We start from the raw sequence: 21346 nt of genomic DNA on the forward strand, positions 1-21346 counted from the left end.
CCACCTGTGCAAAAACTGCTGCTCGGCATCGACCGCATCAGCACGTTCGTGGGACAGGCCGGTGCGTGGCTGATCATCGCGTTGACGCTGATGATCAGCTACGAGGTCTTCTCGCGCTACGCGCTCGACGCGCCGCACGCCTGGGTGTTCGACGCCAGCAACATGCTCTATGGCGCCCTGTTCATGCTGGGTGGGGCATACACGCTGGCCAAGCGTGGACACGTGCGCGGCGACATCCTCTACGGCTTTCTCGCGCCCCGTGCGCAGGCCACCATCGACCTGGTGCTGTACCTGGTGTTCTTCTTTCCGGGCGTGATCGCGCTGGCCTGGGCGGGCGTGGATTTCTTCGAGGTGTCGCTCGCGCAGAACGAGCATTCGTCGATTGCCGCCGACGGGCCGCCTATCTATCCGTTCAAGGCCGTGATTCCGGTGGCGGGCGCGTTGCTGTTGCTGCAGGGCGTGGCGGAGACCGCGCGCTGCGTGCTGTGCCTGATGCAGGGACACTGGCCCACGCGCGAGGATGACGTGGAAGAAGTGGACGTCGACAAACTCAAGCAGATGGTGGGACAGGACAGCGTGCTGACAAGCGCAGACGCCACCGCTGATGCCGCGCGCACGAACAGGACCGAGGGGACGGTGCGATGAGAAAGGAACTGTGGTTCGGCGTGTCGCTGATGATCCTGATCGTCGGCGCGGTGGCGTTTTTCATGCCCTCGCCTGCCGACTGGACCAACGGTCATCTCGGCTTGCTGATGCTCGCGCTGATCGTGGTGGCGATCATGCTCGGCTTTCCCACGGCATTCACGCTGATGGGCATGGGCGTGTTGTTCGCGTGGCTCGCATATCGGCATGCGAACCCCGAGATCGCGGTGGCGCAGACGCTGGACCTGATGGTGCAGCGGACCTATGCCGTGATGACCAACGACGTGCTGATCTCGATCCCGTTGTTCGTGTTCATGGGCTATCTCGTGGAGCGCGCCAACCTGATCGAGAAGCTGTTCCGCAGCCTGCATCTGGCACTGGCGTGGCTGCCCGGTTCGCTGGCGGTGGCAACGCTGATTACTTGCGCGGTGTTTGCCACGGCCACGGGTATCGTGGGCGCAGTGGTGACGCTGATGGGACTGCTCGCGTTTCCGGCGATGCTGCGCGCGGGTTACAGCACGCAGCTATCGGCGGGTGCGGTGACCGCAGGCGGATGCCTGGGCATTCTGATTCCACCATCGGTGCTGCTGATCGTCTATGGCGCCACGGCTGGCGTATCGGTCGTGCAGCTTTATGCAGGCGCGTTTTTTCCGGGGCTGATGCTCGCGGGACTCTACATTCTCTACGCCGTCATCATCGCCAAACTGAAGCCATCGATGGCGCCCCCGCTCTCGGCAGAGGAACGACGGATTCCGCTGTCGGGTTTCGCTACGACGTTGCGCGATCACTTCAGCGAACGTGCGCTGCCTGCACTGCTCATGGCCGTGAAGGGGCGTCGCAATGCCAGCGTGCCGGCTGGCTACATCGTCCGCCAACTTGGCGTGGTGCTGATGCCGGCGATCTTCGTCGCGCTGATGATGAGCCTGATGTATGCGGTGGTAACGGCGCCGCGTGCCGCGCAGGGACCGGCCATTTCCGAAATGGGCGCCATGGTGGAGAGCACCGAATCGACGGGCTTCGATGATCTGCAGGCGCCGCCCGCCGATGCCACGACCAGCACCGACAGCCTGCAGCCACCACCGACGACGGAGAGCGTCACGCCCAAGCCCGCTGCGCCATTGGATGCGGCACCTGCTGCGCAGACCAGCGCACCTGTTGCGCAGGAGATTGCCGAAGCCGGATCACGGCCCGCGCCGATGTGGTTCTGGATCACGCTGGCAGTGCTCGTTGCCGTGCTCGCGGTCTTCTACTGGTTCTTCAACTTCGCGCGGCTCGAAGTGTTCAAGATGCTGCTGGCATCGTTCTTTCCGCTGGCCGTGATGATTCTCGCAGTGCTTGGGTCGATCGTGTTCGGCCTCGCCACACCTACCGAGGCCGCAGCGGTGGGTTCGCTCGGCGGCGCGCTGCTGGCCGCCGCGTATGGGCAGCTCAACTACACCGTGGTGCGTGACTCGGTGTTCCTGACGGTGAAGACCAGTGCGATGGTCTGCTGGCTGTTCGTCGGCTCGTCGATTTTCTCGGCGGCGTTCGCGTTGCTGGGGGGGCAGGCACTGGTCGAACAATGGGTGCTGTCGATGGACCTGTCGCCCGTGCAGTTCATGATCCTCGCGCAGATCATCATCTTCCTGCTCGGCTGGCCGCTGGAATGGACGGAGATCATCATCATCTTCATGCCGATCTTCATTCCACTGCTCGACAACTTCGGCATCGACCCGCTGTTCTTCGGTTTGTTGGTGGCACTGAACCTGCAGACCGCGTTCCTCTCTCCGCCCGTGGCGATGGCCGCGTTCTACCTCAAGGGCGTGGCGCCACCCCACGTCACGCTGAACCAGATCTTCGCCGGCATGCTGCCCTTCATGGCCATCCAGATCGTGGCGCTGGCGCTGCTGTATATCTTTCCGGGGATTGGGTTGTGGTTGCCGCAGGTTTTGTATCGGTGAGTTGCTTGATCGGCAGTTGACCCGCTCGCCCTCACCCCCAGCCCCTCTCCCGCAACGCGGGAGAGGGGAGCAAACCCACAGCACTTGCGAGCGCCAACCAACAAAAAAGCCGACCAGCTTTCACCAGTCGGCTTTTCCTCAAAGCAAGAAACGAAACTCAGCCCAGGCGTTTAGCCAGTGCGTCCTTCGTTTCCACCAGTGCTTGCGGCAGGTTGTGCTTGAGTTGCGTGAACAGTTCGTCGTGCAGTGCCAGTTCCTGTTGCCAGGCGGCGTGGTCGATCGACGTGACTTGTTCGAACTGCTCGGCCGTGAACGGCAGGCCGTTCCAGTTCAGGTCGGTGTAGCGCGGCGACGTGCCGAAGACATGGTCCACGCCTTCGCCGCGGCCTTCCACGCGGTCGATCATCCACGACAGGACGCGCATGTTCTCGCCGAAGCCCGGCCAGACGAAGTTGCCGTCGGCGTCCTTGCGGAACCAGTTCACGCAGTAGAACTTCGGCAGCTTGGCGCCAGAGGCTTCCAGCTTCTTGCCGAGTGCGAGCCAGTGGCCGAAGTAGTCGCTCATGTTGTAGCCGCAGAACGGCAGCATCGCGAACGGGTCGCGGCGTACCACGCCTTGCTGGCCAGCAGCGGCGGCGGTGGTTTCCGAGCCCATCGTGGCGGCCATGTAGACGCCTTCGGTCCAGTTGCGCGCTTCGGTCACCAGCGGCACCGTGGTGCTGCGGCGGCCACCGAAGATGAAGGCGTCGATGGGCACGCCAGCCGGGTTGTCCCAGTTGTCGTCGATCGACGGGCACTGCGAGGCCGGGGCGGTGAAGCGGGCGTTCGGGTGCGCGGCCTTGGCGCCGGTCTCCTTGGCGATAGCAGGCGTCCAATCCTTGCCCTGCCAGTCCACCAGGTGCGCCGGGGCTTCGCGGGTCATGCCTTCCCACCACACGTCGCCGTCATCGGTCAGCGCCACGTTGGTGAAGATGACGTTTTCCTTGAGGGTCGCCATCGCGTTGAAGTTGGTCTTCTCGCTCGTGCCCGGGGCCACGCCGAAGTAGCCGGCTTCCGGGTTGATGGCGTAGAGACGACCGTCCTGGCCCGGCTTGATCCACGCGATGTCGTCGCCGATCGTCGTGATCTTCCAGCCTTCGTAGCCCTTGGGCGGGATCAGCATCGCGAAGTTGGTCTTGCCGCAGGCCGACGGGAATGCAGCGGCCACGTGGTACTTCTTGCCCTCGGGCGAGGTTACGCCCAGGATCAGCATGTGCTCGGCCAGCCAGCCTTCGTCGCGGCCCATGGTCGAGGCGATCCGCAGTGCGAAGCACTTCTTGCCCAGCAGCGCGTTGCCGCCGTAGCCCGAACCGAACGACCAGATCTCGCGCGATTCCGGGAAGTGGACGATGTACTTGGTCTTGTTGCACGGCCATGCCACGTCCTGCTCGCCAGCAGCCAGCGGCTTGCCCACGGTGTGCACGCACGGCACGAACTCGCCGTCGGTGCCCAGCACATCGTACACGGCGCGACCCATGCGCGTCATGATGCGCATGTTCACGGCCACGTACGGCGAATCGGACAGTTCCACGCCGATGTGCGCGATCGGCGAACCCAGCGGGCCCATCGAGAACGGCACCACGTACATGGTGCGGCCGCGCATGCAGCCGTCGAACAGGCCAGACAGCGTCTGGCGCATTTCTGCCGGTGCAGTCCAGTTGTTGGTGGGGCCGGCGTCTTCCTTCTTCTCGGAGCAGATGAAGGTGCGGTCTTCCACACGTGCCACGTCGGAAGGGTCCGACAGCGCCAGGAACGAATTCTTGCGCTTGGCCGGGTTCAGGCGGCGCATGGTGCCCGCAGCGACCATCAGTTCGCACAGGCGGTCATATTCTTCCTGCGAGCCATCGCACCAGTAGATCTGGTCCGGCTTGGTCAGGGAAGCGATCTCGGCAACCCAGGCGACCAGTTTCTGGTTCTTTACCCAGGCCGGCACGTTCAGGGCCGGTGTGCCTTGCATTGTGGGGTGGTTCATATCTACTGCTCCAAAGCGAAAAAGAAACCTTGCAATGTCCAACCGGCGCGAGGGGCCGGGTGCGGAGTGAGCGGGGAAGACCGGCTACCGGGCCGGGCGCCTGCCGGGAAAGAAGGCAAAACGCTCGCATACGGTGTGGTCACATCCCGTTACAACTCGGCGGCGACCAATTGAGGGCAAAGGGTCGCGGGGGTCCCTGCGGCTGCGATACAGTTGCGCTTCGTCCGTTTCTGACGGACGGCAGGGGCCGGTCGGGCATTGTCCGGCGGCGAACAGGGAGTGGGAGCTTGGCTCGACCAACCTGTCGCGTCGCGGAAGCGGGCAAGAATACCACTCTACGGGCCCCCTGTTTTTTGCTGCGCAGCATTGTCGCCCCTGTCAAAATGGCTGTTCGAATTCCTGCGCTTGTCTGTCGTGGATGTTGCGTCAGGGAAGCCAACAATACTGTCCGGCGCGCGCTGATTCTGTGGCCGCGCGCACCAAGCCCCCGTTCAAAGAGTCACCAATGAAGATTGCCGTTCTCGACGATTACCAGGACGCCGTGCGCAAGCTGCCCTGCTTTTCCCTGCTGGAAGGGCATGACGTGAAGGTTTTCAACAATACCGTCAAAGGTGTGGGCCAGTTGGCCGCGCGCCTCTCCGATGTGGAGGCGCTGGTGTTGATCCGCGAACGGACGCGAGTGACGCGTCAGTTGCTCGAGAAGCTGCCCAAGCTGCGCATCATCAGCCAGACGGGCCGGGCCGGTAGTCATGTGGATATCGAAGCCTGCACCGACCGTGGCATCGTGGTGCTGGAAGGCGTGGGATCGCCCGTGGCACCCGCCGAACTCACGTGGGCGTTGATCATGGCGGCCCAGCGCCGCATTCCGCAGTACGTGGCCAGCCTCAAGCATGGCGCCTGGCAGCAGTCGGGCCTGAAGTCGACCACGATGCCGCCGAATTTCGGGCTGGGCCAGGTGTTGCGTGGCCAGACGCTGGGGATCTGGGGCTACGGCAAGATCGGCAAGCTGCTGGCTGGCTTCGGGCGTGCGTTCGGCATGAACGTGCTGGTCTGGGGCCGCGAGGCGTCGCAACAGGCGGCGCGCGACGACGGCCTGAACGTGGCGGAATCCGTCGAGCAACTGTTCGCCGACAGCGACGTGCTGTCGCTGCACCTGCGCCTGAACGACGAGACGCGCGGCATCGTCAAGCTGTCTGACCTGCAACGCATGAAGCCCACGGCGCTTTTCGTGAATACCAGCCGTGCCGAGCTGATCGAGGAAAACGCGCTCGTGGCCGCGCTGAACCGGGGCCGCCCCGGCATGGCGGCCATCGACGTCTTCGAATCCGAGCCGATCCTGCAGGGCCACGCGCTGCTGCGCATGGAGAACTGCATCTGCACGCCGCACCTGGGCTATGTGGAGCGTGACAGCTACGAGCTGTACTTCCGCACCGCGTTCCAGAACATCCTCGACGTGCTGGGCGGCAAGCACGACAGCATCGCCAATCCCAAGGCGCTGACGCCTGCGCTTTCGCGCTGAGTTTCGTCCCTGCCTCACCCCTGCCCCGGCGCGCGCTTGGCGCGTGTGCCGGGAGCGTCTGTTTCCCCACATTACCCATCCTCAAACGCGTGGACGAGCCGGTACACTCGGTTCACAAAGTCAGCGCGTGGCACCAGCGAAAAGCTGGGCACCCGCGCGGGCCCCGCACACGCAAGGAGGGCGTACCGTGGCCGAATCCGATCCGCGTCCCAATCCAATGGGCACCGGCGGCCCTGCCGTCCGGCGCGTACTGGCTGTCAATGTGGGGACGGCGCTGCCGCTGGTCGTGGCGGGTGCCGGAACCGAGGCCGTGGTTATGTCGGCCATTCGCAAGCATCCCCTCAGCACCCAGCATCACCCTATCGCGGTGGGCGTGCATCGGCTCGGCATGGCGGGCGATGAACAGGTGGACCGCACTGTCCACGGTGGCCCGGATCGCGCCGTCTATGCCTATCCGATCGAGCATTACACCTGGTGGAACACCCGGCGGCGCGAAGCCGGCGTGGAAGAAGCCGAACGTCCGCTGGCGTTTGGTGCGATGGGCGAGAACCTGACCACGCAAGGATTGCTCGAAACCGCACTGTGGGTGGGAGACCACCTCTACATCGGCGATGTCGAGTTTGTGGTGAAATCGACACGTCGCCCCTGCTTCAAACTGAATGCCGCCCTGGGCTATGCGCATGCCGTGCGCGACATGACCCGCAGTGGCTTTTCGGGCGTGTACCTGGGCGTGGCGCGCCCAGGTGTCATACGGGCTGGCGATGGCGTGGTGCTGGTTCCAGGGCCACGTGAAGTGTCGCTCGAAAGCCTCAATCGGCGGGAAAACGCCTGAGTTTTCCGCCGAAACCTCCCCTTTCCCGCGTTATTCCCCAGTGGCCCGAACCGGCTTTTCTGCTAATGTTTTAGGTCTGATACAAGCATTTTGGCCACCGCCGGGGGCCTGCCATCCTCGCCGGCCCTCCATCCGTCCCCATCGATGCTGTAATGGCTTGTAATACAACGCGCTTTGCCTGGATGGGCGAGGCGCGGTACTAGTAGCGGTTCGCGCGGGCAAAATCCGGTGCCAAGACGCCGGGTGCCACGTTTTGGGGAGCGCGCCATGCGGCAATTGAGGGTCCTCACATGAAATCAGATGGGATCGACCAGCCGAAAGGCTTTGTCGATGGGAACTGGAGCGCGGCCGCCAGCACGGGCCGTGGCCGTACATCGCCATGGGTAGTGGTGATCGCGGTACTGGTCGTGGCAATTGCCGGGTGGTTCGGCTGGAAGACGTGGCTCGCCCCGAAGCCTGTAGCCAAGGGCCCCAGCGCTGCGGCTGTGGCTACTGCCCTCGTGCAGCAGGGCGACGTGCCCGTGGAAGTCAACGCCAACGGCACCGTGACGGCCATGCAGAGCGTGGACGTGCGCCCACAGGTATCGAGCACCGTGCGCACCGTGCATATCAAGGAAGGCCAGACCGTGAAGCCGGGCGATCTGCTGTTCTCGCTCGATTCGCGCATGGACGAAGCCAATCTGGCAAAGGCCCGCGCCCAGCTCATGCGCGATCAGGCAGATCTCTCCGATGCCCGCCGCACGCTGGCGCGCAGCCAGGAACTGCTGCAGCGCAATTTCATTTCGCGCAGCGCCGTGGATACGGCCCAGGCGAAGGTGGATGGCTTCGAAGCCACGATCCGCGCTGACCAGGCTGCCATCGAGGCCAGCCAGGTAGCCATCAGCTACGGCACCATCCGCGCGACGATTGGCGGACGCACCGGCATCATCAATGTCTTCCCCGGTTCGCTGGTGACGCCGACCAATGCGTTGCCGATGGTGACGGTGGCACAGATTGCGCCGATCACGGTCACGTTCACGCTGCCGGAGCGGCAACTGGCTTCGCTGCGCGATGCGCTGCGTGCCGGCCCGGTGGCCGTGACGGCCCAGCCCAACGACGGCAATAAGAGCCCCGTCACGGGCAAGATCACGTTCGTCGACAACACGGTGGACCCGCAGTACGGCAGCATCCGCGTCAAGGCGATGTTCGACAACGCGGAAAGCCGGCTCTGGCCGGGCACCTATGCCAACGTCAGCGCCACGGTGCAGACGTTGAAGGATGCGCTGAGCGTGCCGCCGCAAGCCGTGGTGACAGGTCCCGAGGGCCGCTTCGTCTACGTGGTGCAGCCGGACAGCAAGGTGGCGCGCGTGCCGGTGAAGGTCATCGTCACCACCGCCGCAGCCGCCGTGGTCGAAGGCGTGCAGCCCAAGGCCCGCGTGGTGATCGAGGGCGCGCAGAACCTGCGTCCGGGCACGCTGGTGCGCGAAGTGCCGGCGCGTGGTGCCGCAGCATCGGCTCCAGCGGCAGCACCCAACGGCAACGGACACTGACATCATGAGTTTGTCCGAGCTTTGTATCCGCCGGCCCGTGATGACGGTGCTGCTGTGCCTGGCCGTCATCGTCACCGGCATCGTGTTGTATCCGACGATTCCAATTGCCGCGCTGCCCAGCTTCAATTCGCCGGTGATCCAGGTCACCGCCACGCTGCCCGGGGCGAGTCCCGAGACCATGGCGGCTTCGGTGGCCACGCAACTGGAAAAGCAGTTCGCGACGATTCCGGGCGTGACCGTGATCAGTTCGTCGAACACGCTCGGCAACTCCAGCATCACCATCGAATTCAACAGCGACCGCAGTATCGACGATGCGGCCGTTGACGTGCAGGCCGCGCTGTTCCGCGCGCAACGTTCGTTGCCGATCGAGATGACGGTGCCGCCGTCGTACCGCAAGGTGAACCCGGCGGACGCACCGGTGATCTTGCTGGCCATCAATTCGCCATCAATGAGCCTGGGCGAACTGAATGCATTCGGCGACAACCTGATCTCGCCCACGCTGGCCACATTGCCCGGCGTGGCGCAGGTGCAGGTCTACGGTCAGAAACGTTTCTCGGTGCGCGTGCGTGCGCACCCTGATGCACTCGCCGCGCGCGGTCTCACGCTCGACGAGCTCGCCACGGCATTGAATCGCGCCAATGCCAACACGCCGGTCGGTACGCTCGATGGCGCGCGACAGACGCTGACCATCCAGGCCAATCGCCAGATGACGAGTGCGGAAGCGTTCCGCAACATCATCGTGGCGAGCCAGCCTAGCGGCGCCGTGGTGCGACTCTCTGACGTGGCCGATGTGGAAGACAGCGTCGAGACCATCAAGACCGGTAGCTGGCTCAACAACGAACGCTCCATCGTATTGGCCGTGCAGCGCCAGCCCGATGCCAACACGGTGGCCGTGGTCGATGCCGTCAGGAATGCGCTGCCGCGCCTGAAGCAGCAGATGCCGGAATCGGTCAACGTGGCCGTGGTGAACGACCGCTCGGTATCGATCCGCGAATCGATCCATGACGTGCAGTTCACGCTGGCGCTGACCGTGGCGCTGGTGGTGCTGGTCATCTTTCTGTTCCTGCGCCGCGCGGCGGCCACGCTGATTCCCACGGTCTCGCTGCCCATCTCGCTGATCGGCACCGTGGCGCTGATGAAGGCGTTCGGCTACAGCCTCGACAACGTATCGCTGCTGGCCATCACGCTGGCCGTGGGCCTGGTGGTGGACGACGCCATCGTGATGCTCGAGAACATCGTGCGCCATATCGAGGAAGGCGTGCCGCCGCTCAAGGCCGCGTTGGTGGGTTCGCGCGAGATGGGCTTCACCATCCTGTCGATCTCGATTTCGCTGGTGGCCGTGTTCATCCCGATCTTCTTCATGCCGGGTGTGATCGGGCTGCTGTTCCACGAATTCGCGGCGGTGGTGTCGCTATCGATCCTGGTCTCGGCACTGGTCTCGCTGACGCTGATCCCGATGTTGTGCGCGCGCTTTCTCTCGGCGGAAAACGTCCCCATCGATGAATCGCAGCATGCCTATGGCGATCACGCAGCGGGCGCGCCCGTGCATCGCGTGGCGCAGAAGCAGACCATCGGCATGCGTTCGACGCAGTGGTTCGAAGACCTGTTCGAGTGGACGCTGCACAACTATGCGCGCGGGCTGGACTGGTGCCTGGCGCATCGCCGCTTCGTGCTCGGTATCGCGGGTCTCACGTTCGTGATTACCGCCGTGATGTTCGTGAAGATTCCGAAGGGCTTCTTCCCCGAAGAAGACATCGGCCAGATCCAGGTAAATGCAGAAGGGCCGCAGGACATTTCGTTCGAAGCGATGTCCGAGCGCCTGCGCGATGCTGCCGAGCGCATCCGCGCGAATCCGTCGGTGAAGAGCGTGGTGGCATCGATTGGCGGCGGACCGTCGCCGGCCATCAACACGGGCCGCATGTTCGTGGAACTGAAGCCGCTTGGCGAGCGCGTGAAGATGCCGCAGGTGGTGGAGTCACTGCGAAAGGATGTCTCGGGCGTGCCGGGGCTGCAGGTGTATTTCTCGCCCGTGCAGAACCTGCGCCTGGGCGGCCGCCAGAGCAAGAGCCGCTACCAGTACACGCTGCAGAGCGTGAAGGCCGGGCAGTTGCAGGAGTTCAGCGACAAGCTCATGGCCAAGATGCGCGCCGAGCCGATCTTCCGCGACGTGACGAGCGATTCGCAGCAGTCGGGCCTTGAGGCGCACCTGACCATCGACCGCGACAAGGCCAATGCGCTGGGCGTGCAGATCCAGGACGTTCGCACGGCGCTGTACACCGCGTTCGGCGAGCGGCAGGTCTCGACGATCTATACGCCCATCGATAACTACTACGTGATCCTGACCGCCGCCGATGTGGATCGCGTGGATGAGACCGCGTTCTCCAAGCTCTACGTGCGCAGCAAGACGGGCCAGATGGTGCCGGTGTCGGCCTTTGCCACCACCGAGCGCCGCGTGGGACCGATTGCGGTGAATCACCAGGGGCAGTTGCCCTCGGTGACCGTGTCGTTCAACCTCGCGCCGGGTGCGCCGCTGGGCGACGCGTCGAAGCTGATGGATCGCTACAAGCAGGAACTGGAAGTGCCCGCGTCGATCTTCACGAGCTGGGGCGGCGATGCGGCCGTGTTCCAGTCCTCGCAGGCCACGCAGGTGGTGCTGCTTGTGGCGGCGCTGGCGGTGATCTACACGCTGCTGGGCGTGCTGTATGAGAGCTACATTCACCCGCTGACGATTCTCGCCGGCCTGCCCTCGGCGGCAATTGGCGCTTTGGCTACGTTGTACCTGTTCAACGTGGAGCTATCGCTGATTGCGACGATTGGCGTGCTGATGCTGATCGGCATCGTGAAGAAGAACGCGATCATGATGATCGACTTCGCGCTGGCTGCGCAGCGCGAACAGGGCATGCATCCGGCGAAGGCGATCCGGCAGGCGTGCCTGCTGCGCTTCCGTCCGATCATGATGACCACGTTCGCCGCCGTGATGGGCGCCCTGCCGCTCGCCCTGGGTCTGGGTGCGGGCGCCGAACTGCGTCAGCCGCTGGGCCTGGCGGTGGTGGGCGGCCTGCTGTTCTCGCAAGTCATCACGCTGTTCATCACGCCGGTGATCTACCTGGCGCTGGACAAGTACTCCGGCACCGGCCCGCTGCAGATCGACGCCGAGGGCAACCCGCTCGACGTGAAGCAGCCCGAGGCCGTCACGCACTGATGTTCCCTGCTCCCCTCCCGCGCAGGCGGGAGCGGGAGTCAGTCTTTTCCGATCGTTCCCCGTCGCGCCTCGTCGTTCTCCAACAACAACAGGGCACCTTGCACAACGGCTCTTGTCGACTCGGAAATAAACGAGAATAATTCTCGTTTCCGGCGCGACGCCCACACACCAACCACAGGGCCCGCCGTGCACGCATGCCAGCCATCCGCCCCCTGACGCGAGGACCTCATCGGCCACGCGGCATTTCAGCCAGCCAGCGTTATCGCTTTCCATCAGGGGGAAAAACCGATGACATGCCGTTGGCTGGCGCGCTCATGCGCCAATTTCAGGACGACACCTGTCGCCACACTTTGCGCCATGCTGAGCGCACCGCTATGTGCCGAGGAGGTGCGGCAACTCGGGGAGGTGGTGGTCACCGCCACGCGCACCGAGGAACGCGCCGATGCGGTGGCGTCCACCATCACGGTGGAAGACGCGCGCAGGATCGGGCAGGCCATGCCCGTTGACGAGACCGGCCTCTTTGCCGACGAACCCGACATCGACGTGCCGCGCGACCGTCGCCGCTTTGGCGCGGGCAGCGTGAACATCCGGGGCATCGAAGACAACCGCGTGCTGCAGATGGTCGATGGCGTGCGCCTGCCCGACTACTACAGCGGCGGGGGGCCGTCGAATATCTCGACATCCACGCGCGAGGCGCCGGAGTTCTCGTTCCTGAAACGCGTCGAAGTACTACGTGGTCCCGCATCGAGCCTCTATGGTTCCGATGCCATCGGCGGCGTGGTGTCGTATGCGACGAAAGATCCCGTGGATCTGATGCGCGGCAAGACTGTGGGTGCGGAAGCGGGGCTCGAATGGAATGGCATCGATGACGGCTTCCGCCAGACCGTGGGCGTGGCCGGCGGCAACGACACGGTGCAGGGCCTGTTCATGTACGCGCACCGCACGTCGCATGAAATGCAGAACATGGGTGCGAACGATTCGACCTCGATCTACCGCACCACACCGAATCCGCAGCGCGGCGAGACCAATGCCTATCTTGGCAAGGTGGTGCTGAATGCCACGCCCCGGCAACGTTTCCGCCTGACCTATGAGCGGCGCGATGCGCACAGCAGCACGAACATGCTGCGCCTCACGCCCGCGCTGCCTCGCGTGACGCAGGCCGATGGCACGGAGGAGATGAAACGCGACCGTATCTCGCTCGATTACGAATGGCGTCCTGCCAATGCGGTGCTCGATCGGCTCACGGCATCGGTGTACTACCAGCAGAGCGATTCGGGCACGCATACCGATCAGGTGCGCAGCGGCAGCAGCGCGGGATGTTCGGGCACGCGGCCTGGCAGAAACCTCTGCAATGTGGGACTCGATTTCGGATTCGAGCAGGCGCAGACTGGTTTCAACGTGCAGGCCGACAAGGGTTTTCGCACGGGTAGTGTCGAGCATCGGCTGATCGGCGGCGTGGACTTTCTCCAGACCACTTCGGAGGAAATGCGCGACGCGACCGTGGTCAACACCACGACCGGTACCACTGTGAAATCGCTGGCCGGCGAGAACTTCCCGCTGCACGATTTCCCCAAGGGAGAGACGCGTCAGATCGGTGTGTTCGTGCAGGACGAACTGCGTTTCTTCGATGGCCGTTTCACGCTGACGCCGGGCCTGCGCTTTGACCAGTACTCGCTCGGTCCCGATGACGATTCGCTGTATCACAGCGCAAACGGCAAGGCGCCTATCGACAAGAGCGATTCGAACCTGTCGCCGAAGCTGTCCGCACTGTGGCAGGCGACGGATCGCATCAACGTGTGGGCGCAATACGTGTTTGGCTATCGCGCGCCGAGCTATCGAGAGATCAACGGCAGCTTCCGCAATCCGGTGCAGGGCTACGGCGCGGCGCCGAACGGCGATCTTGACCCCGAGAAAAGCCGTTCGTTCGAAGTGGGCGTGCGTTACACCAGCGACACCGTGCAGAGCAGCGTGGCCATGTACGACAATCGCTACACGGACTTCATCGAACAGGTGATGCTCCGCTGTCCATCCGATCCGTCGTGCCTGTCCGGCATGCGTGCGACCTACCAGTACCGCAATCAATCGAAGGTGCGCATCTATGGTGCGGAGTGGCGTGGATCCTGGCGCTTCCTACCGCAGTGGCGCGTGGATGGCGCGGTAGCGTATGCGCATGGCACGAACGAGCAGAAGGACCAGCCGCTCAATACGGTGTCGCCATTGCGCGCATCGGCGGGGCTGACATGGGAGCCGCAGCGTGAGGATGGTCCCGGTGCCGCACTGCGCTGGCGCGGTGCGAAGGCCGTGACGCGCACGGACGATTCGCGCACGCAGTACTTCAAGCCTGGTGGCTATGGCGTGGTCGATCTGCAGGCATGGTGGCGCTTCGGCAAGCGCGCCACGCTGACACTCGCGGTCAACAACCTGTTCGACAAGAAGTACTGGCTCTGGGGCGATGTGCGCCAGACCGGCGTGACCGCGACGGACCCGGGCCTCGATTTCTATACGCAGCCGGGCCGGACTGTGGCGGCCAGTGTCAAGGTCGCGTTCTGACGCACGCATGACGCACAAGCCATCAGGAGGAGACACGATGTTTCAACAATTGATATCGGCAAAGGCGCGGTGGTTGGCGTTCCTGGTTGTGCTGCTGGTTGCGATGATGGCGATGTCCGCGCATGCCGCCGCGCCGGGCATCCACATCCTGACCGCATCGCCCGTGCCCGCCGGTAAGTTCGAACCCCTGCGCGAGATGGCCGCGCAGCACGGCATGACGCTGGAGGCGCGCTATATCGAGAAGCTCTCCGCGCAGGAACTCGGTAGCTTTGCGACGAAGACGGACCTGCTGATCGTCGATGCGCCGCGCGACCATATCGTCACGGCGATGCTCGCGCAACTCGGTCCGTTGTGGACCACATCGACCACGCCGCGCGTCTTGCTGGCGACCGATCGATACGAGTCGCACGGCGTCGATGATGCCTTGGCAAAGCGCATGCAGACCTACTACGCGAACGGTGGCCGCGCCAACTTCGATGCGATGCTGCGCACGGTGGCGTCCGCGCAGTTTCGCTTGCGCGCGGATGCATCGATCCCACCGCCGGTGATATTTCCGAAGGCGGCGTACTACCATCCCCGCTTGCCAAACGTCATCACGACCACGCCTGCGGAAGCGTTGAAAGCATCGGGTGCAGGCGGTACGCCGGTGATCGGCATCGCCATCCATCAAGCCTATGTGTCGGGCCTCGACAGCGCGTTCATCGATGACCTGGTCGCGCGCATCGAATCGCGTCACGCACGCGCCCTCGTCTTCTATGGCCCGATCATGGAAGCCGATGCCATCACGCGCATGGTGGCGCCGGATGGCAAGTGCCTCGTCGATGTGCTGATCAATGGGCAGATCATGCTCAATCCGCAGGGACGCAAGGCCGAGTTCGAAACACTCGGTGTGCCGGTGTTGCAGGTGATGCCCTATCGCAAGGGCGATGCCGCCGATTGGGCTGCCGATCCACATGGCATCAGCCTGACGGATACGCCGTTCTATCTCGTGCAGCCCGAACTGGCAGGCGTGATGGACCCGATGCTGGCCGCTGCCACGTCGAAGCGCGATGGCGCCATCGTCGGCATTCCGGAGCAGGTCGATGCCGTGGCAGGCAAGGCGGTCGCGCTCGCGCGGTTGCAGTCCACGCCAAATGCCGGGAAGCGCGTGGCCATCCTGTTCTACAACTACCCGTCCGGCGAGAAGAATCTGTCTGCATCGTTTCTTAATCTGCCGCGCAGCCTTGCGAGTACGCTTGCTGCATTGCAGGCGACGGGCTATCGCACAGACAAGCTCGATGAAACGACGTTGCAACGCGAACTCGGTGCACTGCTGGCGCCGTTCTATCGCACCGGCACACTGCAACCGCTGCTCGCATCCGACCACGCGGTGTGGATGCCGATGTCGCGCTATCGCGCATGGTTCGATGCGCAGCCCGCCGCGTTGCGTGACGGCGTGACGCAGCGCTGGGGACAGCCCGAGCAATCGTCGATGGCCACCACGCGCAATGGCGAGCCGGGCTTCGTGATTCCGCGCTTGCAGGTTGGCAATGTGGCCTTGATGCCGGTGCCGCCGCGTGGCGAGCGCAGCGCCACGGACGAGAAGGCGCTGTATCACTCGACCAAGACGCCGCTCAATCATTTCTACATGGCGGCGTACCTGTGGGCGCGGCAGGACCGCGATGCCCTCGTGCACTACGGCACGCATGGCACGCAGGAGTGGACACCGGGCAAGGAGCGTGCGCTGGCCGTGACCGATGCGCCCTACCTCGTGCTCGGCGATGTGCCGGTCATCTATCCCTACATCGTCGATGATGTGGGCGAGGCGATCCAGGCCAAGCGACGTGGGCGCGCGGTGATCGTCAGCCATCAGACGCCACCGTTCCGGCCCGCAGGGCTGCACACCGACCTGACGCATCTTCACGATCAACTGCACGCGTACCTCGCACAGGACGAGGGCGCGGTGAAGGACACCCTCGCGGCCGACATTCTTGCGCGCAGCAAGTCGATGCATGTGTACGAAGACATGGGCTGGACCGAGGCGCGTGCGCGCAAGGAGTTCATCGTGTATCTCGATGCATTGCACACGCACCTGCACGACCTTGGTGGCACGTTGCAACCTTACGGATTGCACACGTTCGGGCATTCGCAGGACGAGGGCTTGCGGCTGTTCACGACAATGGCGATGCTCGGCAAGGACTGGCTCAAGCGCGTGTTTCCCGAAGAGCCCGAGGAACTGTTCGCGGTGGACTTCGCGCAACTGACGAAGACCGCGCCTTATGCGCTGGTGCATCGCTATGTGATCGAGAACGCGTCGCTCGACACGTTGCGCGATCCAAAGCAGCGCGAGGACATGCAGCGCGCGCGGCAACTGTATGCGAGCCTCGACGCGCAGCCGGAGGCCGAAGCATTGCTGACCGCGCTCTCGGGACAGTACGTGAAGACCGGTACGGGTGGCGATCCTGTACGCAATCCCGATGCGCTGCCCACGGGCCGCAATCTCTATGGCTTTGATCCTTCAAAAGTGCCGAGCCGCGAAGCGTGGAAGGCTGGACAGGCCGCTGCGGAAGCGATGATCGCGGACTGGCGCAAGCGTCATGGGCAGTGGCCGAAGAAGCTCGCGTTTTCGCTGTGGAGTGTGGAAACCATGCGCCATCAGGGCATGCTCGAAGCGCAGGCGATGGCCGTGCTCGGCATTCGTCCGAAATGGGATGACGGTGGCCGCGTGACCGGTGTGGAGGCGATACCGTCGAGCGAACTCGGACGTCCTCGTGTGGATGTGGTGTTGTCGGCGACGGGCCTCTATCGCGATCATTTCCCCAACCTGATGAAGTGGCTCGCGGAAGCGGTGAAGCTGGCGGCGGCGCAGCCGGAAGCGGACAACAACGTAGCCGCGAATACGCGTGCAATGCGCGCGCAGTTGGTGAAGGCCGGCGTGCCGCAGGATCGGCTCGACGGACTGTCTGTCACGCGGATTTTCGCGAGCGAATCGGGCAACTACGGCACGGGTCTCGACGATGCCACGCAAGCGACCGATTCGTTTGGCAGTGGCAAGGCCGCCGATGCAAAGCTCGCCAATGTCTACCTCGCGCGCATGCAATACGCCTACGGTCCCGATGAGAAGCACTGGGGCGAGAAGCTGCCGCAGACCGATCTCTATGCGGAGAATCTCAAGGGCGTGGACGGTGCGCTGCTGGCGCGCAGTTCCAATCTCTACGGCATGCTGACCACGGACGATCCCTTCCAGTATCTCGGCGGCATCGGTCTCGCGGTGCGGCACCTGACAGGCAAGGCGCCCGAGCTGCTGATCTCGAATCTGCGCGATGCCAATCATGCGAAGACCGAGACGGCGGCGAGCTTTCTCGCTACGGAACTGCGCGCGCGTTACTTCCATCCGGGCTGGATCGAAGGCATGAAGGCCGAGGGCTATAGCGGCGCGTTGAACGTGCTCGATACCGTGAATAACTTCTGGGGGTGGACGGCGACCTCGCCCGAGATCGTGCGCGACGACCAGTGGACCGAGTTTGCGGAGGTCTACGTCAATGACAAGCACAAGCTCGGCCTGAACGAATGGTTCGAGCAGCACGCGCCGCAGGCACAGGCCCAGGTCATCGAACGCATGATGGAGGCCGCGCGCAAGGGCTACTGGCGCGCCGACGCCGCGATGTTGAAGACCTTGGCGCAACGATATGACGCGCTCGCAAAGGATCACGATATCCGCAGCGGCAATCGGCAATTCAATGCGTATCGGAAGACCGTGGCGACGGCGCAGGCCGGGTATGGCATGCAGACGCCTGCTGCACCGGTGCCCCCGCGCGCTGCGCCGCCCGCAGCGAAGGCAGCGGAACCGACACCTCCGGCTCCCGCTGCGCCGGCCCAGCCTCAACCGCAGCCCGTCCAAGGCATGCGGCTCGAAGTGCGCAAACCGCCTGCTGCGGCGCTTGTGCCAGTGCTATCTTGGCTGGCGGGTGGCATCGCGCTGGCCGCAGCGCTGATCGGCGGAGCCCTCAGCGCACGACGGCGACTGACGGATTGAGATGTGTCGAATATCCAAATTAAGAATTTTTAATCGTATAAATTCGCATCAAGTATTACTCGCATAGATATCATGACTCCTACTTTGCTTGAAACCCTGATGTATGACGTCGGCCAGATGTTTCTGTACCCGACGCTGGCGCTGATCGGCCTGCTGTTCCTCTATGCGTTCTGGGCGCTCGGCGATTTTGCGATGCAGGCGTGGCTGCGTGGCCGCCATCCGATGGAGTCGGGGCGTGGCTACGTGCTGGTGGCCTGGGCGCGCCGGCACAAGGTGAGCCACTCTGACGCGCTCGACGTGGCGGCGCACAAGCTGCTGGAGCGTCCGCGCATCGCCACGCGCGTGGCGCCAATGCTGGGGCTGGTGGCCACGATGATCCCGATGGGGCCCGCACTGAATAGTCTGTCGGGTGGCAACCTCGCCAATGTGGGCGAGAACCTGACGATTGCGTTTTCAGCGGTGATCCTGGCGCTGATCGCTGCCAGCATCACGTTCTGGGTGGTCAACGTGCGTCGCCGCTGGCTGGCCGAGGAACTGGTCTGGCTCGGCCAGTCGCGCCCGACGTGGGAGGCCGACGAATGAAGTTCCTCGAAGAAAGCGAGGGCGACGATCCGATCCTGTCGGTGGTGAACCTGATCGATGTGTTCTTGGTGGTGATTGCCGCGCTGCTGGTGACCATCGCGCAGAATCCGCTGAATCCGTTTACGCACGAGGACGTGACGATCATCACGAACCCTGGCAAGCCGAACATGGAAATCGTGTCGCGCCAGGGCGAGAAGATCGTCCGCTATCAGGCGAGCGGGCAAGTGGGATCGGGCGATGGCATCAAGGCCGGCGTCGCGTATCGCATGAAGGATGGGTCGATGGTGTATGTGCCGGAGACTCACGCTGTGCAATCGTCGTCATCGCAACAACCTGAAGCCCCCAAACCATGATTCGTACTTTCATCTGCCTTGCCGCGGCTGTTGTTGTTGGTGCGTGCGCCACCACCGCCCCCACGCCCGACACCATCGGCCAGCGCTTTGCGGGCAAGTCCTATGTGCTGCTGGGCGAAGTGCATGACAGCGCCGCCGCGCAGCAACAGCGCCTGCAGGCCCTGACGCGCGCGGTGGAAGCGGGCTGGCGCCCGGCCATCGCCATGGAACAGTTCGACCGCGAACGCCAGCCCGACATCGACCGCGCGCGTCGCGAACGTCCGCGCGATGTGGACTACCTGATCGCGCAGGCGTCGGGCAAGAGTGGTTGGGATTGGGCGCTCTACAAACCGGTGATCGCGCTGGCACTGCAATATGACTTGCCGTTATTGGCAGCGAATTTGTCGCGCGCTGATGCGGCAAAGATCGTGCGCGGTGGATTTGGCGATGTGTTTGCGACGAGCCAGCAGAAAACACTTGGATTGGATCGTGCATTGCCTGGGGACTTGGTTGCGGCGCAGACCGCGACGCTTGATGCGGGGCACTGTGGTCACTTTCCGAAGACGATGCTGCCTGGCATGCTGAACGCGCAGGCCGCGCGCGATGCGGTGATGGCGGAAACGCTGCGCCCTTATGCGAGCCGTGGTGCGGTGTTGATCGCGGGGAATGGTCATGTGCGCCGCGATGTGGGTGTGCCGCGCTGGCTGGGTGACGATGCGCGCGTAATCAGCGTTGGGTATCTGGAGATGGACTCGCCGGATGCGGGGTATGACACGGTGGTGCGCGTGCCGACGAAGGATCGGGAAGATCCATGCAAGGGTGCGGTGATGGCGAAGTAGTTTTCTCGCTCTCGGTTTTCTCCCCTCTCCCGCTTGCGGGAGAGGGGCGGGGGAGAGGGCAATCCGTGCAAATTGCGACGAGGTCGGCAAGCAGAGCTGCCCGCCCTCTCCCCTAACCCCTCTCCCAGAGGGAGAGGGGAACAAAACGCAGGGAGTGATTGCGCCAATCACCCCACCAACAAAAACTCCATCTCCGCGCGCACACCCCTGCCCTGCGCACCTTCGCGCAGCGTCACCTTGCCACCAAACCTCGCCGCCATCTCCCGCGAGATCGCCAGCCCTAGCCCTGACCCCGGCTCCGCGTTCCCCACGCGTCGATAAAAGCGCGCAAACACCTTCTCGCGTTCCGCTTCGGGAATCCCGGGGCCATCGTCTTCCACAATCAGCACTGCATGCCCATCGCGTCGCGCAGCGGATAGCGTGATGCGGCTGCGTGGCCCTGCGTACTGGATCGCGTTGTGCACGAGATTGGCGAATGCTTCGCGCAACAATGCCGCATCGGCGCGTACGGGTAACGTCAGACCGGCGGGACGTTCCCAGCCGAAATCCTGTTGCTTGCCGCGTGCCAGGGGCAGGTAGTCGAGCGCGACCTGTTCGGCCACAGCCACGGCATCGACGACCGCCACTGCAGCGTCGTTATCGGAAGCGTCGCGCGATGGCTGACGGGCGCGAGCCAGTGCCAGCAACTGGTTGGTAAGACGTGCCGCTTGTTCCAGTTGAACAACAATGCCGCCTACCGCCTCGCTGGCCGCAGCGTGAGAGTTTTCGTCATGGCGACCCTGCAACTGACGCTGTGCGAACTCGGCCTGTGTCTTGAGGATGGCCAGCGGCGTGCGCAACTGGTGTGCCGCATCGGCAATGAACTGCGTCTGCGATTGCGCCATGGCCTCGGAGCGCGAGACATGCAGGTTCACCGCATCCACGAGGGGCCGCACTTCCACGGGCACATGCTCGAATTCGAGTGGTGTCAGGTCTTCAGGCGAACGCGCGCGGACATCGGCGCGCACGCGTTGCAGCGGCTTGAGCACGTAGGTGATGCCGCCGATCAGAATCAAAGCGGACAACAGGATCAACCCCACGTCGCGCAGCAATGCGCTGCGCCAGACGTTGCCGATCAGTGCCGCGCGCGGCTCGGCGGTCTCGGCCACCTGGATGATCACGCGCATGCGTGCGTCAGGGCGATACACGGGGCGCGCCATCGCGGCAATGCGTACGGCATCGCCGCGATAGACGGCATCGTAGAAGCGCGGTTGGTTGTTGACGAGCGTGCCCTTCGGCAGTGGCAGGTCGTCGTAGCCGGTGATGGTCTCGACGCGCCCATCGCGCTCCATCGAGATGCGATAGAACACGTGC

13 protein-coding genes are annotated in these 21346 nt (G+C 63.9%); 11 read left to right on the forward strand and 2 right to left on the reverse strand.

Annotated features, from left to right (window positions below; all coding sequences use genetic code 11):
- The first annotated feature begins 6 nt into the window (after positions 1–6).
- Both GA566_RS15875 and GA566_RS15880 read left to right on the forward strand, forming a co-directional pair.
- Positions 7–645, forward strand: a complete 639-nt coding sequence (locus GA566_RS15875) for a TRAP transporter small permease subunit (RefSeq protein ID WP_160473173.1) — start codon at positions 7–9, stop codon at positions 643–645.
- Positions 642–2582, forward strand: a complete 1941-nt coding sequence (locus tag GA566_RS15880; protein WP_137926003.1) for a TRAP transporter large permease subunit — start codon at positions 642–644, stop codon at positions 2580–2582. The genes GA566_RS15875 and GA566_RS15880 overlap by 4 nt, the downstream gene beginning before the upstream one ends.
- Before the next feature lie 157 nt (positions 2583–2739).
- On the opposite strand, the gene GA566_RS15885 is transcribed toward GA566_RS15880, so the two are convergent.
- Positions 2740–4593, reverse strand: coding sequence for a phosphoenolpyruvate carboxykinase (GTP) (locus GA566_RS15885; protein ID WP_160473174.1), 1854 nt, complete (start codon positions 4591–4593; stop codon positions 2740–2742).
- Positions 4594–5098: 505 nt separating this feature from the next.
- On the opposite strand from GA566_RS15885, the gene GA566_RS15890 reads away from it, so the two are divergent.
- The 9 genes from GA566_RS15890 (at position 5099) to GA566_RS15930 (ending at position 19993) form a co-directional block, all read left to right on the forward strand.
- On the forward strand, positions 5099–6112 hold the full coding sequence (locus tag GA566_RS15890) for a D-2-hydroxyacid dehydrogenase family protein (protein ID WP_137926001.1): 1014 nt from the start codon (positions 5099–5101) through the stop codon (positions 6110–6112).
- A 187-nt stretch (positions 6113–6299) separates the two neighbouring features.
- Positions 6300–6944, forward strand: coding sequence for an MOSC domain-containing protein (locus tag GA566_RS15895; RefSeq protein ID WP_137926000.1), 645 nt, complete (start codon positions 6300–6302; stop codon positions 6942–6944).
- A 290-nt stretch (positions 6945–7234) separates the two neighbouring features.
- On the forward strand, positions 7235–8473 hold the full coding sequence (locus GA566_RS15900) for an efflux RND transporter periplasmic adaptor subunit (protein ID WP_160473175.1): 1239 nt from the start codon (positions 7235–7237) through the stop codon (positions 8471–8473).
- A 4-nt stretch (positions 8474–8477) separates the two neighbouring features.
- Entirely contained in the window at positions 8478–11675 is a 3198-nt protein-coding gene (locus tag GA566_RS15905) for an efflux RND transporter permease subunit (protein ID WP_160473176.1), read from the forward strand.
- A gap of 288 nt (positions 11676–11963) precedes the next feature.
- Positions 11964–14225 (forward strand): TonB-dependent hemoglobin/transferrin/lactoferrin family receptor, encoded by a 2262-nt coding sequence (locus GA566_RS15910; RefSeq protein ID WP_160473177.1) that lies wholly within the window; start codon positions 11964–11966, stop codon positions 14223–14225.
- A gap of 37 nt (positions 14226–14262) precedes the next feature.
- Complete coding sequence (cobN, locus tag GA566_RS15915; RefSeq protein ID WP_160473178.1) at positions 14263–18240, forward strand: cobaltochelatase subunit CobN; 3978 nt, start codon at positions 14263–14265, stop codon at positions 18238–18240.
- Positions 18241–18312: 72 nt separating this feature from the next.
- Positions 18313–18822 (forward strand): MotA/TolQ/ExbB proton channel family protein, encoded by a 510-nt coding sequence (locus GA566_RS15920; RefSeq protein WP_237380215.1) that lies wholly within the window; start codon positions 18313–18315, stop codon positions 18820–18822.
- Positions 18819–19175: a DUF2149 domain-containing protein gene (locus GA566_RS15925; RefSeq protein WP_137925995.1), complete on the forward strand. Its 357-nt coding sequence runs from the start codon at positions 18819–18821 to the stop codon at positions 19173–19175. The genes GA566_RS15920 and GA566_RS15925 overlap by 4 nt, the downstream gene beginning before the upstream one ends.
- Positions 19172–19993, forward strand: a complete 822-nt coding sequence (locus tag GA566_RS15930; RefSeq protein WP_160473179.1) for a ChaN family lipoprotein — start codon at positions 19172–19174, stop codon at positions 19991–19993. Before GA566_RS15925 ends, GA566_RS15930 begins: the two co-directional genes overlap by 4 nt.
- 167 nt (positions 19994–20160) lie before the next feature.
- On the opposite strand, the gene GA566_RS15935 is transcribed toward GA566_RS15930, so the two are convergent.
- The coding region (locus GA566_RS15935) for a sensor histidine kinase (protein ID WP_160473180.1) at positions 20161–21346 on the reverse strand (1186 nt) is incomplete at its 5' end.

The organism is Cupriavidus sp. SW-Y-13, from assembly GCF_009793345.1.
Taxonomy (GTDB): Bacteria; Pseudomonadota; Gammaproteobacteria; order Burkholderiales; family Burkholderiaceae; genus Cupriavidus.

What these genes read in the sequence shown, in the direction of transcription:
- GA566_RS15920 (WP_237380215.1), top strand. Translation starts at nt 18,313, where the DNA reads ATGACTCCTACTTTGCTTGAAACCCTGATGTATGACGTCGGCCAGATG.
- GA566_RS15930 (WP_160473179.1), top strand. Translation starts at nt 19,172, where the DNA reads ATGATTCGTACTTTCATCTGCCTTGCCGCGGCTGTTGTTGTTGGTGCG.
- GA566_RS15900 (WP_160473175.1), top strand. Translation starts at nt 7,235, where the DNA reads ATGAAATCAGATGGGATCGACCAGCCGAAAGGCTTTGTCGATGGGAAC.
- GA566_RS15885 (WP_160473174.1), bottom strand. Translation starts at nt 4,593, where the DNA reads ATGAACCACCCCACAATGCAAGGCACACCGGCCCTGAACGTGCCGGCC.
- GA566_RS15910 (WP_160473177.1), top strand. Translation starts at nt 11,964, where the DNA reads ATGACATGCCGTTGGCTGGCGCGCTCATGCGCCAATTTCAGGACGACA.
- GA566_RS15880 (WP_137926003.1), top strand. Translation starts at nt 642, where the DNA reads ATGAGAAAGGAACTGTGGTTCGGCGTGTCGCTGATGATCCTGATCGTC.
- GA566_RS15905 (WP_160473176.1), top strand. Translation starts at nt 8,478, where the DNA reads ATGAGTTTGTCCGAGCTTTGTATCCGCCGGCCCGTGATGACGGTGCTG.
- GA566_RS15925 (WP_137925995.1), top strand. Translation starts at nt 18,819, where the DNA reads ATGAAGTTCCTCGAAGAAAGCGAGGGCGACGATCCGATCCTGTCGGTG.
- GA566_RS15890 (WP_137926001.1), top strand. Translation starts at nt 5,099, where the DNA reads ATGAAGATTGCCGTTCTCGACGATTACCAGGACGCCGTGCGCAAGCTG.
- cobN (WP_160473178.1), top strand. Translation starts at nt 14,263, where the DNA reads ATGTTTCAACAATTGATATCGGCAAAGGCGCGGTGGTTGGCGTTCCTG.